Origin of the sequence: Natribaculum luteum (assembly GCF_023008545.1) — an archaeon.
Classification (GTDB): domain Archaea; phylum Halobacteriota; class Halobacteria; order Halobacteriales; family Natrialbaceae; genus Natribaculum; species Natribaculum luteum.
On the sequence record NZ_CP095397.1, the window covers coordinates 1073731 to 1090632 of the forward strand.

A 16902-nucleotide genomic window follows, 5' to 3' on the forward strand; every position below is an offset into this window, starting at 1 on the left:
GTCACGATTTAAGACGTTCCCGCCACACTGTCTGGACAACGACCGAGTATGTCCGAACAAACGGTGTACGCCATCGCGAGCGGTAAAGGCGGCGTCGGGAAGACGACGGCGACGGTAAACCTTGGGACGGCGCTCGCACAGGCCGGCGAGCGCGTCGCGATCGTCGACGTCGATCTCGGCATGGCGAACCTCGCCGGGTTCATCAGCCTGAACGCCGATTCGACCACCCTCCACGACGTGTTGGCCGGTAACGCGTCGATCCACGAGGCCACGTACAAGATAGCAGACAACATCGTCGCGATACCGAGCGGAACGGATCTCGACGAGTACGCGGCGACGTCGCCCGAAGGGCTCCGTGACGCCGTCGAGACGCTCCGCGAGCAGTTCGACTACGTCCTGCTCGACGTCGGGGCGGGCGTGAGCCACGAGACCGTCCTCCCGCTCGGGCTCGCCGACGCCGTCGTGCTCGTCTCCACACCCGAACCTGCCGCCGTCCACGACGCGAAAAAGACTCTCGAGTTGACCGACCGCGCCGGCGGCCGTGTCGAGGGACTCGTGATCAACCGAACCCGTCCGGCGGGCGACGTTTCCTACGACGAAATCGCGTCCCGACTCGACGTGTCGCTGCTCGCGACGGTTCCGGACGATCCGACCGTTCGCGAGAGCGTCTACGCCGGGACGCCGCTCGTGGTCCACGATCCCGAGAGCCCCGCAGCTGCTTCGTACCGCCGTCTCGCTGCCGAAATAGCCGGAGTCGAAATGCCAGACGACGACTCCGACGACGAAGACACACTCGAGGAAGAGCCAGACGACGACACGACGGTCGCCTCCCACGACGACGTCTCGAGTGCGATCACCGAAGCGGAGTCGAACGCCAACTGATCTCGACGCCGCGTTTTTCCGATCGGTAGTTCCGCGACGATCGATATCCCCCGTCGCCGTCACATCGACCGCGGAGCGGCGACGCCGAGCACCGACAGCGCGTTGGCGATCGTGTGTCTGGCGGCGGCGACCAGCGCGAGTCGCGCCTCGCGCAGGTCCGGATCGACGTCGTCGGCGAGGACCGGACACTCGCGGTAGAAGGCATTGAATCGCTCTGCGAACTCGCGAGTGTAGGTCGCGACCTGGTGGGGTTCGAGGTCGTCGGCAGCGGCGTCGATCACCGACGGGAAGCGCGCGATCGTCTCGAGGAGGTCGCGCTCCTCGGGCGTCTCGAGTAGGGAGGCGTCGACGTCAGTCTCGACCTCGCTCGTCCCGGTTTCGAGGTCGATCCCCGCTTCCTCGAGAATGCCACAGCAACGTGCGTGGACGTACTGGACGTACGGGGCAGACTGGGCCTCGAAGTCGAGCGCGCGGTCCCACTCGAAGGTGATCGCCTTCGTCGGCTGCTTGGCGACGATGTCGTAGCGGACCGCGCCGATCCCGACCTGGTGGGCGATGCGCTCGACGTCCGCCTCGTCCAGGTCGTCGTCGCGGATGCGGTCGTCCAGGCGCGTCTCGACTTCCTCGCGGGCGCGGTCGATCGCCTCGTCGAGCAGGTCGTCCAGGTCGACGCCTGTGCCCCGGCGGGTCGACATCTTCCCCTCTGGCAGGTTGACGTAGGAGTAAAGCACCTGCCGGAGCGGGTCGGTGTCGTTGCCGAGCAACTCGAGCGTCTGCCGGAGCTGTTCGGCCTGGAGCTTGTGGTCTTCGCCGAGCACCGTGACGGCGCGATCGTAGTTGTCGAACTTCCACTCGTGGTGGGCGAGGTCGCGAGTGGGGTAGAGAGAGGTGCCGTCAGAGCGCAGGAAGACGAGGTTCTTGTCGATGCCGTACTCGTCGAGTTCGAGTTGCCAGGCGTCCTCCTCGTAGACCGACTCCTCGAGGTCCTGGATCCGGGAGACGACGTCGTCGGTCGAACCGTCGAACATGAAACGCGTCTCCTTGACGAACTCGTCGAACTCCGCCGGCAGGCGAGCCAGACACTCTTTCATCCCGCCGAGGACCTGGTCGACGACCTCGCTGACCCGCTCGTAGGTCGCCTCGTCGCCCTCCTCGAGTCCCTGCATGATGGCGTCGATCTCGGCCTCGGCCGCCTCGACCTCGCTCTCGGGACCCTCCTCGAGGAACTCGTTGCCCTTGCGGTAGTAGCGTACGAGGTCGTACTCGATGCGGTCGCGTTCGGGCTCGGTCTCGAGGTCGTCCTCGTCGAAGGTCTCGTAGGCCCACGTGAAGACCGCCATCTGCCGGCCGGCGTCGTTGACGTAGTAGTGGCGATCGACGTCGTAGCCAGCGGCGTCGAGGACGTTCGCTACCGCGTCGCCGATGATCGGGTTGCGGGCGCGCCCGACGTGGACCGGTCCCGTCGGGTTCGCGCTCGTGTGTTCGACGACGACCGACTCATCGCGGTTCGGGAGGGTGCCGTAGTCGTCGTCGGTCCCGTTCGCCAGGGTCTCCGCGAAGTAGGCCTCGCTCGGCAGGAAGTTGAGATACGGCCCCTGGGTCTCGACGCGAGAGACGTAGGTCAACTCGTCGGTGTCGATCTCGTCGGCCACGTCTGCGGCGGCCTGTGGCGGGGCCACGCCGAGTTCGCCGGCGAGCCGGAAGGCGACGCTCGAGGCGAGGACGCTGTCGACGTCGTCTGGCGGCTCTTCGATCCCGAGGTCGTCGGTCGGGAGCTCGAGGGTAGAGAGCGCCTCGCGCAAGGCGTCCTCGACCTCCGTGCGTAGGGCAAGGAACATACCCGCCCGTATATTGGCGGGGAGTAAAGGAATGTCGGGTTACGGCGGCGGGCGGCGACCCCAGCTCATACTGATGGCTGTGACTGGTTGCCGACGCAACCGAAGACGGGTCGCGGTTGCGGCGGTAACGACTCACAGCTATCGGTATCAGAGCGTCTTCAGTCCGCTCCCGGTCAGCGGGACGACGACGTCGTCGCTCTCGTCGACGACGCCTTGCTCGCGGTAGTGACGAAGCGCCGCCGGGGCGGCGGCGGCGGTCGGTTCGACGTAGAAGCCGTTCCGGTGGAGTCGATCCAGCGTGGCCTCGACGGGATCGGAGCCGAGTGCGACGACCTCGCCGTCGGTCGCCTCGATGGCCTCGAGGAGCTGGGTCCCCCGGGCGGGTTCGCGGATCTGGATGCCGTCGGCGATGTCGTTGTCGCTGCCGTCCTCGCTGACGACGACGCCGTCGGCTGCGGTCACGATCGGGGCGTACCCGGTGGCCTGTGCGCCGAGCAGACGGGGCATCTCGTCGACGATCCCCGCCTCCTCGAGCAGCGAGAAGCCGCGATAGGCACCGAGAAAGAGCGTGCCGTGTCCGACCGGGAGGACGACCGCGTCAGGGACGGTCCAGTCACGCTGGGCGGCGACCTCGAACGCGAACGTCATCGTCCCGGCGTAAAACGCCGGGTTCCAGGCGTGACTCGCGTACCAGCCCTCGCCGGACTCGACGGCGTCGACGCAGGCGATCGTGACGTCTTCGCGCGTCCCCTCAACTCGAACCGGGCGAGCACCGGCGCGCTGGATCGCCATCAGCTTCGACTGCTTGACGTCCGCCGGCACGTAGATGTCGGCCTCGAGGCCGGCGCGGGCGGCGTAGGTCGCGATGGCGGCACCGGCGTTGCCCGAGGAGTCTTCGATCACCTTCTCGACGCCGAGTTCGACGGCCCGAGAGAGCGTCGTCGTCGCACCACGGTCCTTGAACGAACCCGTCGGGAAGACGTACTCGAGTTTGAACTGGGCGTCCCACCCGGGTGCGTCGACCAGCGGCGTGAACCCCTCGTGGAACGTGACGTGTTTCTCGATCGGGAGGAACTCGAAGAACGTCCACAGGCCGTCGCTCGTGTCGAGTCTGGACAGCGGTAACGGGTTCCCCTCCGGGTGGGGACGGTCGACGAACTCGAGTGCGTGCCCGCACGCACAGCGCCAGGGCTCGTCCGGCCCGGCCTCGTACTCCGCACCGCAGTCGGGGCAGTAGAGATCGGTCGGCATGTTAGTACCTGTCGACGTTCGTCCCGACCGAACAGACGTACTCGCCGGTCGCGACCTGTGGCAGCCGTCGCGCACGCCAGAAGAGCCCGTCGCTGTCGGCGGTGATCTCGGCTTTCGGTTCCCCGAAGGGCGTCGTCACCGTAAACAGCGTGTCGCCGGCGCGAACGCGGTCGCCGAGATCCTTCTCGAACGAGACCAGGCCACCCGCAGGTGCGCCGTACTGCTCGAATCCGGAGGCACGCGTCTGCGCCTCGACGTCGACTTCGCCCTCGAGGAAGCCGTAGTAGGTGAGGACGTTGAAGATGCCCTCGACGCCCTTGCGAATGCTCTCTTCGTCCCAGCCGACGCAGCCGCCGAGTTCCGGATCGATCGTCGGAATGCCCTCGTCTGGGGCGGCCCGGGCGAGCTGGCCGCTGGGTCCTTTCTGGTCGAGGACGTATCCACAGCCGAAGACCTTCGCGAGTTTGAGACAGTCGCCGTGGAGGCGGTGGCGTTTCCCGCACCGAACGCGGGCCTCGTCGATCATCCGACTCGTCGATCCCTGATGGAGGTCGAGGATCAGGTCCGCACGCATCGCCACCTCGAAGGTCGCCGCCGCGATACGCTCGCTCGAGGTCCCGGCCTCGTTGCCGGGGTACGCGCGGTTCATCTTCGTGTCGTCGACCGGGTTTCGGTGTTCGGCCACCTGGAAGGCGTGGTAGTTGACGATCCCCACCACGAGGATCGTCCCCGACAGTTCGGCGGGGTCGACCTGCGGAACGAACTGCTGGACGACACCGAGTCCGTTCAACTCGTCGCCGTCGCTCACCGCCTGCACGTAGAGGGTCTTCCCCGGCTTTGCGCCGTTTATCACGGCGACCGGCAGCCCGAACGAGGCCCCGTCTCTGGTCTCGCCGACCTCGAGACGGCCCGTATCGATCTCACCCGGGGCCGCGCTCGCCGTTCCGAGCGTCGTCGTCATGTGGGCGACGACGGGCGCGCCTGCCTTTACTGGTTCGGTTACATCTATCTGACGGGGCCGAGTTCGACGACGAGTGCGTCGAACGGAGCCGGTCGCGATTCGAGCCTGCGATCCCGTGCCGAGCCGGGAAACCAACGACAAAGAGTGTCGAGTCACAACCACAGGGACACTGATGAGTCTCGAGGAAGAAGCACCCTCACGGGACGACGCCGACCCGTTCGACGCGTTCCGGCAGTTTTTCGCCCTCGAGCGTGACGTCCTGGTCCTCTCGCTTGCGATGTTCGCGTTCAGTCTGGGCTTCCAGATGACCAGCCGGTACATGGCCGAGTACATCTACGCGCTTGGCGCGGGAGCGCTGGTGGTCGGTCTGTTCGGCTCTGTCGGCAACGTCGTCAGCGCGCTCTACCCCTATCCGGGCGGAGCGATCTCCGACCGGATCGGCTCCCGGTACGCGCTGACAGTCTTCGGCCTGCTGTCGACGATCGGGTTCGTCGTCTGGCTCGTCGCTCCCTGGCTCGGCCCGCTGGCGATCCCCGCGGTCTTCGCCGGACTCTTTCTCTCCCAGGCCTGGAAGTCGTTCGGTCTCGGGGCGTCGTTCGCCATCGTCAAGCAGGCGGTGTCGCCCTCCCGGCTGGCGGCGGGCTTCGCCAGTACCGAGACGTTCCGGCGGACGGCCTTCCTCGTCGGCCCGCTGATCGCCGCCGCCCTCTTCTACCCGTTCGGCTCGAGCGACGCCGACGTCGTCCTCGCCTTCCAGTTGATCCTCGCCGTCGCAGTCGTCTTCGGCGTCCTCGGAACCGTCGCTCAGCACGTCCTCTACGACTCGAGTGGCGACAGCTTCGGGACGGAGTTCGCGGGCGTTTCGCAACTCGTCGCGGACCTCCAGAACCTCCCACCGGAACTGCGGCCCCTGCTGGTGGGCGACACCCTGGTCCGGTTCGGCAACGGCATGGTCTACGCCTTCTTCGTCGTCGTCGTCACCCGCTTCCTCGAGGTCGGCCTCTCGCTGTCGCTGCCCGTCGTCGGGACGCTCTCGCTGTCGCCGCAGTCGTACTTCGGCCTCCTGCTCGGCCTCGAGATGCTGGTCGCGTTGCTCACGATGATCCCGGTCGCGAAGGCCGCCGAACGCGTCGGACTGAAACCTGTCGTCGGCCTCGGCTTTCTCGTCTACGCGGTCTTCCCGGTCCTGTTGATCACTGCACCCCCGGACGCCGCCGTCCTCGCCGTCCTCTTTGCGTTCTCGGGGCTGCGCTTTGCCGGCCTGCCAGCACACAAGGCGCTCATCGTCGGCCCTGCGGAGATGGGAACCGGCGGGCGCGTGACGGGCGCGTACTACCTCGTCCGGAACCTGCTCGTGATCCCGAGTGCAGTACTCGGCGGCCTCCTCTACGGCGGCGTCTCGAGTCCGCTGACCGGCGAGGCCGTCTTCGCCGGCAGTCCCGTCCTCGCGTTCGCCGTCGCCAGCGTCGTCGGTCTGGTCGGCACCGGCTACTTCGTCGTCTTCGGCGAGGAGTTCGAGGCGTACGCCCGATAGTGATGGCTGTCTGTCCCTGTATATCGAGGAGACTGTGACCCGTCTTGTGGCTGCCCGGAACGGACTCACAACCATCGTTACGAACCGCGTGGGAGGTTTCGACGCGGTTTTGGTCCCGTGGGAACTACACTCGAGCGTGTCACAGGATCGACCCGAGCGGCCGCCGACGGCGCGGTTCCTCGACGCACTCGAGGTCAAACGAAACGCGAAGATCGGCCTCCTGAGCGGCGTCGTCGTCGCGACGGCGCTTTTCGTCTTCTTCGTCGCCCTCGCACCCGACACGAGGGGGAGTCCGATCTACTACGTCGGGCTGGCGTTCGTCGTCGCAACGACGCTCGCCGGTGCCATCGCAGTCGTGTTGACGATCCGATCGGCGATCGCGCTCTCGCGGGAACTCGAGGACGTCGACCGACCCGAGGACGTCTAGACGAGTTCCTCGAGTCGGTCTGCGCCCGACCGGGTCCCTTTCGCAAGGACGACGTCCCCGGCGTGGAGTTTCGTCTCGGGACCCGGCTGGATCTCCCACTCGTCGTCCGCCACGTTAGGAGAGCCACGCGGGCGACGGACGGCGATGATTCGCATTCCCGTCTCCGTGCGGACCATCTGCTCGCCGAGCGTCGCGCCGTCGAGTGTGCTTTCCTCGCCGACGGTGCGACGGACGATCACCTCGTCGCTCTCCGAGACGGCTTCGGCGACGACCGGGTGCGTTCCGAGCCCGCGGAGGACGCCCTCGCTGATCTCGAGGGCGGCGTCGCTGATCACCTCCGTGCTCTGGGCGAGGTGGACCAGCCCGCGCAGGTCGACGGGGTCGTCGACGCGGGAGGCCGCCCGGAGCGTCCACGCCTCGAACCGGGACTCGAGCTGATCGACCTCGGCCTCGAGGGCGGCGACCTCCTCGGCGAGGTCCGTGCTGTCGTACAGCACTGCGCCGTAGGCGAGGTCGACGGCGAGTTCGCTCATGTTCTTCATGAGGACGATGGCGTCGACGGCCCGCTCCAGGTCGGCGATCCCGGGTTCGGCCGCCGCCGGCGTCTCGTAGGGATCGCCGGTGACGGTCTCGTAGACCGGTCCGAGGTTCTCCTCGGACCCACGCAGGAGCACGACGTCGACGGGCTCGAGGACGGTGTCGAAGTTGGGGTCGAGCAACCACTCGCCGCGTCGCCTGATGGCGATCACGCGAACGCCGGTCTCGGTCTCCAAGTTGATTTCGCCGAGGCTTCGACCGGCGAACCGGGAGTCGTCGTCGACGGTCGCACGGACGATCGACTCGATCGCTTCGGGCAGGGCCGTCCGCATCGCGTCCGGGAGTCCGATCTCTTCCAGGACGACCTTGGCGATGTCGCCCGCGGCGTCGGAGACCTTCTCGGCGGCCCCGACAACGCCGAGTACCGGTGCGAGCTGTTCTGCGTCGTCGGTGCTCCGGGCGGCCATCAACAGGCTCATCCGGGCCTGCAGCTGGAGGATGTCCATGCGCTCTTCGAGCGCGAGTACCTCCTCTGCGACCTCCGCGCTACCGAACAGCACCGCCGAGTACGACAGGTCGATCAATAGCTCGGCGGTGTCTTTCATCTCCGCGAGCACCTCCTTGACGCTGACTGGGCGGTACTCGACGTCCCGGGCGTCCATATAGTAAGTCTTCCCCGGCGGGTGAGAAAAACGTTACCGACTGTGCGGAAACGGCGTGGAGAACGTCGTGAGACGAACTCGAGTTCCACGTCCGTCGACGGGTTTCACCGGGTTCTGCATTGAAAAAGACAATACTTTTCCAGAGGCGTGCGAAAGTCATCACCATGGCTGACGACCTCAAGAAAGGGCTAGAGGGTGTGCTCGTCGCTGAGTCCGAGCTCAGCTCGATCGATGGTGACGAAGGCCGGTTGATCTACCGCGGGTACACCATCGAAGACCTGGCTCGAAACGCCAGTTACGAAGAAGTCCTGTACCTGCTCTGGCACGGCCACCTTCCGGACGAGGGGGAACTCACGACGTTCGCCGACGCGATGGCGGCAGAACGCGAGGTCGACGACGGCGTCCTCGAGACGGTCCAGATGCTCGCCGACGCCGACGAGGAGCCGATGGCCGCCCTCCGAACTGTCGTCTCGGAGCTATCGGCGTTCGACCCCGACGCGGGCGCCGAACCGACCGACCGCGAGGCGAACCTCTGCAAGGGTCGTCGCATCACGGCGAAGGTCCCGACCGTCCTCGCCGCGTTCGAACGCGCCCGCCGCGGCAAACCGTTCCTGTCCCCACGGGAGGACCTCGGCCACGCCGAGAACTTCCTCTACATGCTAAACGGCGAAGAGCCCGACGAGGTGCTCGCCGAGACGTTCGACCAGGCGCTCGTCCTCCACGCCGACCACGGCCTCAACGCCTCGACGTTCTCCGCGATGGTCACCGCGAGTACGCTCGCCGACCTCCACGCCGCGATCACGAGCGCGATCGGCACGCTCTCCGGAAGCCTCCACGGCGGCGCGAACCAGGACGTCATGCAGATGCTCAAGGAGGTCGACGAGAGCGAGATGGAACCCCTCGAGTGGGTCGAGACCGCCCTGGAGGAGGGACGGCGGGTTCCCGGCTTCGGCCACCGCGTCTACAACGTCAAAGACCCTCGCGCGAAGATCCTCGGCGAGAAGTCCGAGGCGCTGGGTGAGGCCGCAGGCGACATGAAGTGGTACGAGATGAGCGTCACCATCGAAAACCACCTCAGCGAAGAGAAGGGGCTCGCGCCGAACGTCGACTTCTACTCGGCGTCGACGTACTACCAGATGGGTATCCCGGTCGACATCTACACGCCCATCTTCGCCATGTCCCGCGTCGGCGGCTGGATCGCCCACGTCTTAGAGCAGTACGACGACAACCGCCTGATTCGACCGCGCTCGCGGTACGTCGGTCCCGACCCGATGGAGACGGAGTTCGTCCCGCTCGAGGACCGGTAACGCGACGACCCTCGTTCTTTCGTACGGTCTGCTGTACCTGTGTCCCAGAGCAACCGCAAACGGTTGGCGGTTGCCCCGGTAACGACGTACGGCGGTCCGGCTGAGGCCACACTCGAGGCCGACCCCAGCGTCTGGCAGCGAACGGCTACTGCCCCGACCACTCGGGTTCGCGACCGTCGAGGAAGGCGTCGATCCCCTCGGCAGCGTCGTCGGTGGTGCACAGCGCGGCGAACCGCTCGTTCGAGTACTCGAGTGCCTCCTCGTACTCCATGTCGGCCATCTCGTAGTACGCTCGCTTGCCCAGCTGGACGGCGGTCGGGCTCTTCGTCGCGATCGTGTCCGCGAGTTCTCTGGCGGTCTCCTGGAGCCGATCCTCGGGGACGACGCGGTTGGCCAGCCCCCACTCGAGGGCCGTCTCGGCGTCGACGAGTTCGCCGGTCAGCAAGAGCTCGAGACACCGCTTCTCGGTGACCGAGTTCATGATCGGCACCGCAGGCCCCATACAGAAGAGGCCGACTTTGGGCGCAGTCGCGCCGAGTTTCGTCCCCTCGGCGAGGACCGCGAGGTCGCAGGCGGCGACCAGTCCGAGCCCATTTGCGGCGGCGTGGCCGTGTGCGGCGGCGATGACCGGCGTCCCCATGCTGACGAGCGTCCGGAACGGCTCTTCCATCCGGGCGACCCACCGTTCGTACTCCGCTTTCGTATCGTAGTCGGCGTGCTCCGAGACGTCGATCCCCGCAGAGAACGCGTCGCCAGCGCCGGCGACGACGATCGCACGGACGTCGTCGTCCGCCTCGAGGGCCTCGAGCGCGTCGTCCAGGTCGACGGCGAGTTGTGTGCTGAACGTGTTCATCGCTTCGGGCCGGTTCAGCGTGATCGTCGCGACGTGCTCGTCGGCGTCGACAGTGATGGTATCGTATTCCATACGCAGTGACCGCTCGCCATCAGTGTCAAACTTTTGGTGAGTGCGGTCGAGCGTCGGCCAGCGGTCACACAAATATTATTTCGACAATAATTTCACGGTTCGAAGAGGTGAATGACGCGCGTCTGCTCACCGTCAGACAGTCAGCTCACACCGCCGCCTTCTTGCGGTTACACTTTCAGGTCGCGTGCATGAGATTTATATACTCTGCGATCCCCTGTTCACTCGCACGTCACACGCCGTGCACTCCCTGTATTCCCTGTCGTGCTGCCCGGCACCCGGCAGCACAATCTTAACAACACCCCACGAATAGTCGGCAGTATGCTCGAACTTTCAGATATTCTCGAGGCGCGTGAACGGGTACGGGAAACGTCTCGCCACACGCCGCTTACATACTCGTACACGTATTCGGCGATGACCAGTGCCGACGTCTCACTGAAACTCGAGAACTTCCAGCGGACGGGCGCGTTCAAGATCCGCGGGGCGACAAACCGTATCGCGACGCTCTCGGCGGCGGAGAAAGAGGCCGGGGTGGTCACCGCGAGTGCGGGCAATCACGCACAGGGAGTCGCGCTGGCGGCCTCCCGGGTGGGCGTCGACTCGAAGATCGTCATGCCCGAGAACGCACCGATCTCGAAGGTCAAAGCAACGCAAGCCTACGGTGCGGAGGTCGTCCTCGCCGGTGGAGACTACGACGAGGCCGCCGAGCGAGCCCACGAGATCGAACGCGGGGAGGGGCGAACGTACGTCCACGCGTTCGACGACGAGTACGTGATGGCCGGCCAGGGGACGATCGGCCTCGAGATCCTCGAAGACCGTCCCGACGTCGAGACCGTCGTCGTCCCGATCGGCGGCGGCGGCCTCATCAGCGGCATCGCGACCGCGATCAAAGAGAAAAAGCCCGACGCGCGGGTGATCGGCGTCCAGGCCGAGGGTGCCTCGAGTCTGGTCCAGTCACTCGAGAAAGGCGAGGTCGTCACGCGAGAGGGCGTCGAGACCATCGCCGACGGCATCGCCACCCGCAGCGTCGGCGAGAAGACGTTCCCCATCATCGAGCGGTACGTCGACGAGGTCGTGACCGTCTCTGACCCCGAGATTGCGATGGCCGTCGTCTACCTGCTCGAGCGCTCGAAGACGCTCGTCGAGGGGGCAGGCGCGGTGTCGCTCGCCGCGATGCTGTTCGAGAAGTTCGACTTCGACGACGACGAGGTGATCGTGCCGACGATAAGCGGCGGCAACATCGACCTCAATACGCTCACGACGGTCATCGTCCGCGGCCTGGTCGAGACGGGCCGCTATCTGAAGATCAGGACCGTCCTGAAAGACCGGCCGGGCGCACTCGAGGACCTGCTGGCGATCATCTCCGGCCACCGGGCGAACATCTACGCCATCCAGCACGACCGCACCTCCCGTGACATCGGCATGAGTGACACCGAAGTCGAGATCGACCTCGAGACCCGCGGCCACGACCACGTCGAGGAACTCATCGCCGCGGTCGAGAAGCAGGGATACGAGGTCGAGGTTCTCGTATGACTACAGAAACAATAGCTAATTACTACAGAATTTGAAGTATCTGCAGTCGGATCGCAGCGACTCGCGGTCACGGCCTCGAGCGCTCGATGCCGTAGCGAATCGTCAGGAACTGCCGGCCGAACAGCCACATCTCGTGGGTCGCGACGAGGTCGGCGTCGGTCTGCACGCGCGGGGCGTCGGGTGAATCGGCCGGCCAGACGCGAAACCGCTGTGCCATCGGCAGGTCGAACACACCGATCGGCGTGACCAGAAAGAGTCCGCCGTCGCTGTCCCCGTCGTCTCGAGTGGTAAACACGACGCCGCCGCCGTCTCCGTCGCCGCGGATCGCCTCGGGTCGCAGCACCGTCGAGAGGTTCGCCCACGGCAGCGGGGTCGCGACGTTCGCGTAGACCACCCCGTCGCGTTCGTGGGTGGTGTAGATCGCGACGAACACCGCCTCCCCGGTGTCGGGATCGGTGCGCGTCCACACTCGCGAATCCCCGCGCGGATCGGCAGCCGGCGAGACGCGGGCGATTCGGCTCTCGAGGCGACGGCGGCGGCCGTCGGATCGACCCGGCAGGTTCAGCTGCTCGAGACGGCTCGTCGCGATCGAGGCGAGCCACGCACCCAGGCGAAAGCCACGGTGCCAGGTCGTCTCGTAGGTAAGATCGTAGTCGGCGGTGCGTTCGTAGAACCGGCGGACTTCGGGGTGGATCGCACTCGAGTCGAAGTCGTCCCGGTCGTAGACCGCGAAGTCCTCGAGTTCGCCCGGTGCCGGTTCGCTCGCGACGTCACGGCGGGACGCCCACTCCGGGCCGACGCGACCGCGAGCGAAGAGCGGACAGAACGGAACGTCGTCGACGCGACGGGCAGCGAGCGCCCGAACGAGAGCGACAGCGGCAGCGGCGAGTGCGCCGACGAGGAGCGCGAGCCAGCGTGTTCGACCCATCGTCCGACGGTAGGTGCGTCGTTCGCTTGTACGCGACGGTCGCGTTTCGCGGACGTTTAAGGTTCGTCACAGCGACGACTCGCACATGAAACGGACGATCAGCACCGACGACGCACCCGAAGCGGTCGGCGCGTACAGTCAGGCGACGACCAACGGCTCGCTGCTCTTTACCGCGGGGCAGATTCCGCTGACGCCCGACGGCGAGTTGCTCGCGGACGAACCGATCGAGACCCAGACCGAGCAGGCGCTGGACAACCTCGTCGCAATCCTCGAGGCCGAAGGCGCGGCCGTCGACGACGTCCTCAAGGTGACCGTCTTCCTCACGGACATCGAGGAGTTCGAGGCGATGAACGAGACCTACGCGAACTACTTCGCGTCGGAGCCACCGGCCCGAAGCGCCGTCGAGGTGGCGAACCTCCCCAAGGGCGTCGGCGTCGAGATCGAAGCCGTCGCCGCCCTCGAGTGACGTGAACCCTCGCGTCAGGTCCGCCGTGCTGTGGGGAGCCGTCGGCTTCCTCGCCTTTCTCGTACTCACGCAGGGCTACGCCCTGCTCGTCGAGCCGCTGGTCTCGATCACGCAGGCGGTGCTCGTCGCGGTCGCCGTCGGCGCTGGTGCGGGAGTGGGCGCGTACGTACTCGAGGTTCGGGTCGTCAGGTGGGCGGCGAGGCGAGCCGACGAGTAGCCGAGTCACAGATCGAGCAAGAGGTCCGGACTCGCCTGCCGTTCGACGACGTCGATCGACTCGACGCCGACGAGCATCGGCGGGAGGTCGTCGATATCGGTTCGCTCTCGCTCGTAGGTCACCCGGACGACGCTGTCTTCCTCGAGGTCCCACTCGCGTCGGTGAAAGCACACGTCCCGCGGCTGGCCGTACTGGTGGTCGACGTCGTCGTACACGCGACCGAAGACGAGTCGGTCGCCGACGGTGGTCACGTACAGACGATGGATGTGATTCGAATCGGTCACGGTCGTATTCCATCGGCTCTGGCCCCGCCATCGCATATAAACAGTCGTGTCGGTCGACGCCGGCTATCGCGACGGTGAGACGCCCCCACATCCCGTAGCAGGCTTCGAAATAGTTAAACGACCGACGTGGGTAGGTACGGACGAGCCAGGATGGCCGAACGGTAAGGCGCACGCCTGGAAAGCGTGTTCCCTTTCGGGATTCTGGGTTCAAATCCCAGTCCTGGCGTTTTTCGAATTCATCAGCCGCGAGCGGCGTGTAGGCGGGCTGTCCTTATGAGTCGGCTCACTGCTGGATTTCGACCGGCGAGTCGGTCGCGATCCAGCAGTCTGGATCGTCGCGGTCGCGGAGCTCGAGCGTGCCGTCCTCGCAGACGACCATCTCGTATCGGGTCTCCATGGCGGTCTGGTCGTCCCGATCCGAACACATGGTAAACCCCGCCGTACTGGCGTCGCGAAACCGGGTAAGCGGTGCCTATCGATCCGATGGGGTACGTTTCACCCGCAAGGAGACAGGAACGGCAGGGTGACGGGAACGTGGTTCGACGACGAGAGGGGCAGCGATTTGTCCGTCGCCCGCGTACGCGGAGACATGTGTGGCCGCTACACGCTGTTCGTCGACCAGGCGGACCTCGAGGAGCGGTTCGACGCGACGTTCGACGAACCGTTCTCGCCGCGGTACAACGTCGCGCCCGGCCAGCGTGTGCCGGTGATCACGAACGACGATCCCGAGACGGTCCGGCGACTCGAGTGGGGACTCGTCCCGTCGTGGGCCGACGACGACGCGGGCGGGATCGTCAACGCGCGTGCGGAGACGATCGCCGAGAAGCCGAGTTTTCGCGAGGCCTACGCCCGACGGCGGTGTCTCGTCCCGGCCGACGGGTTCTACGAGTGGGTCGAGACGGAGGAGGGAAAACGACCCTACCGGGTCGCCTTCGAGGACGACCGGCCGTTCGCGATGGCGGGGCTGTGGGAACGGTGGGAGCCGGAGACGACGCAGGTCGGACTCGACGCGTTCGGCGACGGCAGCGTCGAGAGCGGCGACGACGCGCTCGAGACGGTGACGATCGTCACGACCGAACCGAACGTCCTCGTCGCCGACCTCCACCACCGGATGGCAGTCGTCCTCTCGCCCGACGACGAGCGTCGGTGGCTGAACGACGACGACCCACGGGAGGTACTCGAGCCCTACCCGGCCGAAGAGATGCGGGCGTACCCGGTCTCGACGGCGGTCAACGATCCGACGGCCGACGACCCGTCGCTGGTCGACCCGGTGGAGCCGTGATCGGCACGTCCGACAGTACTTAAATGTAGCGCCTCTCGTGCGGAAATTCGCCCGCGAGGCTGACGGTATCGTGTCACAGGTACTCCGACGATTCCCGCCTCAGTACGGTGTTTTTCGCTGTTTCTCCCCGACGCTCATCGATAGATGCACGCCACGAATAGCGGTATTTTTATGTAGAAGGACAATCAATGATTCAGCTGACTATGAGCCAGCGAATGCAACAGGGCCAGCCGATGATCGTCATGAGCGAGGACTCCCAGCGCGTCAAAGACCAGGACGCGCAGGACTACAACATCCGCGCTGCCCGCGCGGTCGCGGAGGCCGTACGCTCGACGCTCGGCCCGAAGGGAATGGACAAGATGCTCGTCGACTCGATGGGCGACGTCACCATCACGAACGACGGCGTCACCATCCTCAAGGAGATGGACATCGACAACCCGACGGCCGAGATGATCATCGAGGTCGCCGAAACCCAGGAGGACGAGGCCGGCGACGGTACCACGACGGCCGTCGCGATCGCAGGCGAACTCCTCAAGAACGCCGAGGACCTTCTCGAGCAGGACATCCACCCGACGGCTATCATCAAGGGCTTCCACATGGCCGCCGGGCAGGCCCGCGAGGAGATCGACGACATCGCGACGGAGATCGACACGGAAGACGAGGACCTCCTGCGCAAGACCGCCGAGACCTCGATGACCGGCAAGGGTGCGGAGGTCAACAAAGAGCACCTCTCCCAGCTCATCGTCGACGCCGTGCGTGCGGTCACCGTCGAGAACGAGGAGGGTGACAACGTCGTCGACCTCGAGTTCCTCAACATCGAGACCCAGACGGGCCGCGCCGTCGGCGAGTCCGAACTGCTCGAGGGCGGTATCGTGGACAAAGACCCCGTCCACGACAACATGCCCACCGAGGCGGAAGATGCCGACATCCTCCTGCTGAACGACCCCATCGAGGTCGAGGAGACCGACATCGACACCGAAGTCTCCGTCACCGACCCCGACCAGCTCCAGCAGTTCCTAGACCGCGAGGAACAGCAGCTCAAAGAGAAGGTCCAGCACATCGCCGACCTCGGTGCCGACGTCGTCTTCTGCCAGAAGGGCATCGACGACCTCGCCCAGCACTACCTCGCCAAGGAGGGCATCCTCGCCGTCCGCCGCGCGAAGAAGTCCGACCTCGAGTTCCTCAAGGAAGTCGTCGGCGCGTCGATCGTCTCGGACCTCGAGAGCGCGACCGAAGACGACCTCGGCTTCGGGACGATCACCCGCGACGAGGAAGACGAGCTGTTCTACGTCGAGGGCGAGAATGCCCACGGCGTCACCCTCCTGCTGCGTGGTTCGACCGACCACGTCGTCGACGAACTCGAGCGCGGCGTCAACGACGCGCTCGACGTCGTCGCCCAGACAGTCTCCGACGGCCGCGTCCTGGCTGGTGGCGGTGCGATCGAGGTCGAACTCGCCGGCCGCCTGCGTGACTACGCCGACAGCGTTTCGGGCCGCGAGCAGCTGGCCGTCGAGGCCTTTGCCGACTCGCTCGAGCTCGTCCCCCGTGTGCTCGCCGAGAACGCTGGCCTCGACTCCATCGACACGCTGGTCGACCTCCGTGCAGCCCACGACGAGGGCGACGTCACGGCCGGCCTGAACGTCTTCTCGAGTGACGTCGAGGACACGTTCGAAGCCGGCGTCGTCGAGCCCGCACACGCCAAAGAGCAGGCCGTGACGAGTGCTTCCGAGGCGGCGAACCTCGTGCTCAAGATCGATGACATCATCTCGGCTGGCGACCTCTCGACCGACAAGGGTGAAGACGAGGAAGGCGCCCCCGGTGCCGGCGGCATGGGCGGCATGGGCGGCGGCATGGGCGGCATGATGTAACCC

The 16902-nt window shown here is 66.1% G+C and carries 17 protein-coding genes and 1 tRNA gene; 10 read left to right on the plus strand and 8 right to left on the minus strand.

All coding sequences use genetic code 11. The features are described from left to right. Positions 1 to 48 precede the first annotated feature (48 nt). Positions 49 to 882, plus strand: a complete 834-nt coding sequence (gene minD, locus MU558_RS05555; protein ID WP_246972698.1) for a cell division ATPase MinD — start codon at positions 49 to 51, stop codon at positions 880 to 882. 59 nt (positions 883 to 941) lie between these two features. Here the strand turns inward: minD and argS are convergent, their stop codons facing one another. The 3 genes from argS to MU558_RS05570 form a co-directional block, all read right to left on the minus strand. Next, positions 942 to 2720: an arginine--tRNA ligase gene (gene argS / locus MU558_RS05560; protein WP_246972700.1), complete on the minus strand. Its 1779-nt coding sequence runs from the start codon at positions 2718 to 2720 to the stop codon at positions 942 to 944. 147 nt (positions 2721 to 2867) lie between these two features. Then, positions 2868 to 3971 carry a pyridoxal-phosphate dependent enzyme gene (locus MU558_RS05565; protein WP_246972702.1) on the minus strand — a complete coding sequence of 368 codons (1104 nt, stop codon included), beginning with the start codon at positions 3969 to 3971 and terminating at the stop codon, positions 2868 to 2870. A gap of 1 nt (position 3972) precedes the next feature. After that, positions 3973 to 4932 carry a succinylglutamate desuccinylase/aspartoacylase family protein gene (locus tag MU558_RS05570; RefSeq protein WP_246972704.1) on the minus strand — a complete coding sequence of 320 codons (960 nt, stop codon included), beginning with the start codon at positions 4930 to 4932 and terminating at the stop codon, positions 3973 to 3975. Between the two features lie 172 nt (positions 4933 to 5104). Here MU558_RS05570 and MU558_RS05575 point away from each other — a divergent pair, with 172 nt between their 5' ends. Together MU558_RS05575 and MU558_RS05580 are read left to right on the plus strand one after the other, a co-directional pair. Beyond that, positions 5105 to 6466, plus strand: coding sequence for an MFS transporter (locus MU558_RS05575; RefSeq protein WP_246972706.1), 1362 nt, complete (start codon positions 5105 to 5107; stop codon positions 6464 to 6466). Positions 6467 to 6602: 136 nt separating this feature from the next. Further along, entirely contained in the window at positions 6603 to 6893 is a 291-nt protein-coding gene (locus MU558_RS05580) for a DUF7536 family protein (RefSeq protein WP_246972708.1), read from the plus strand. On the opposite strand, the gene MU558_RS05585 is transcribed toward MU558_RS05580, so the two are convergent. Beyond that, a complete protein-coding gene (locus MU558_RS05585) occupies positions 6890 to 8092 on the minus strand; it encodes a potassium channel family protein (protein WP_246972710.1) in 1203 nt (400 codons plus the stop codon). The genes MU558_RS05580 and MU558_RS05585 overlap by 4 nt on opposite strands. Before the next feature lie 164 nt (positions 8093 to 8256). Between MU558_RS05585 and citZ the strand changes: the two genes are divergently transcribed. Continuing rightward, positions 8257 to 9399 (plus strand): citrate synthase, encoded by a 1143-nt coding sequence (citZ, locus tag MU558_RS05590; RefSeq protein ID WP_246972712.1) that lies wholly within the window; start codon positions 8257 to 8259, stop codon positions 9397 to 9399. A gap of 145 nt (positions 9400 to 9544) precedes the next feature. On the opposite strand, the gene MU558_RS05595 is transcribed toward citZ, so the two are convergent. After that, positions 9545 to 10324, minus strand: a complete 780-nt coding sequence (locus MU558_RS05595) for an enoyl-CoA hydratase/isomerase family protein (RefSeq protein WP_246972714.1) — start codon at positions 10322 to 10324, stop codon at positions 9545 to 9547. Between the two features lie 318 nt (positions 10325 to 10642). Here MU558_RS05595 and ilvA point away from each other — a divergent pair, with 318 nt between their 5' ends. Continuing rightward, positions 10643 to 11854 (plus strand): threonine ammonia-lyase, encoded by a 1212-nt coding sequence (gene ilvA / locus MU558_RS05600; protein WP_246972717.1) that lies wholly within the window; start codon positions 10643 to 10645, stop codon positions 11852 to 11854. Between the two features lie 67 nt (positions 11855 to 11921). Here the strand turns inward: ilvA and MU558_RS05605 are convergent, their stop codons facing one another. Beyond that, complete coding sequence (locus MU558_RS05605; RefSeq protein ID WP_246972721.1) at positions 11922 to 12782, minus strand: hypothetical protein; 861 nt, start codon at positions 12780 to 12782, stop codon at positions 11922 to 11924. An 85-nt stretch (positions 12783 to 12867) separates the two neighbouring features. Between MU558_RS05605 and MU558_RS05610 the strand changes: the two genes are divergently transcribed. Both MU558_RS05610 and MU558_RS05615 read left to right on the plus strand, forming a co-directional pair. Continuing rightward, positions 12868 to 13248, plus strand: a complete 381-nt coding sequence (locus tag MU558_RS05610; RefSeq protein ID WP_246972722.1) for a Rid family detoxifying hydrolase — start codon at positions 12868 to 12870, stop codon at positions 13246 to 13248. A 1-nt stretch (position 13249) separates the two neighbouring features. Then, positions 13250 to 13465, plus strand: coding sequence for a DUF7981 family protein (locus MU558_RS05615; RefSeq protein ID WP_246972723.1), 216 nt, complete (start codon positions 13250 to 13252; stop codon positions 13463 to 13465). Between the two features lie 5 nt (positions 13466 to 13470). Here MU558_RS05615 and MU558_RS05620 read toward each other — a convergent pair whose 3' ends face one another. Then, on the minus strand, positions 13471 to 13749 hold the full coding sequence (locus MU558_RS05620) for a hypothetical protein (protein ID WP_246972724.1): 279 nt from the start codon (positions 13747 to 13749) through the stop codon (positions 13471 to 13473). 144 nt (positions 13750 to 13893) lie between these two features. Here MU558_RS05620 and MU558_RS05625 point away from each other — a divergent pair. Continuing rightward, positions 13894 to 13975 (plus strand) — tRNA-Ser (locus MU558_RS05625). A gap of 57 nt (positions 13976 to 14032) precedes the next feature. Here MU558_RS05625 and MU558_RS05630 read toward each other — a convergent pair. Then, positions 14033 to 14176, minus strand: coding sequence for a hypothetical protein (locus MU558_RS05630; protein WP_246975081.1), 144 nt, complete (start codon positions 14174 to 14176; stop codon positions 14033 to 14035). Between the two features lie 162 nt (positions 14177 to 14338). On the opposite strand from MU558_RS05630, the gene MU558_RS05635 reads away from it, so the two are divergent. Both MU558_RS05635 and thsB read left to right on the plus strand, forming a co-directional pair. Then, a complete protein-coding gene (locus MU558_RS05635) occupies positions 14339 to 15031 on the plus strand; it encodes an SOS response-associated peptidase (protein WP_246972725.1) in 693 nt (230 codons plus the stop codon). A 203-nt stretch (positions 15032 to 15234) separates the two neighbouring features. After that, on the plus strand, positions 15235 to 16899 hold the full coding sequence (gene thsB, locus MU558_RS05640) for a thermosome subunit beta (protein WP_246972726.1): 1665 nt from the start codon (positions 15235 to 15237) through the stop codon (positions 16897 to 16899). The last annotated feature ends 3 nt before the right edge of the window (positions 16900 to 16902 follow it).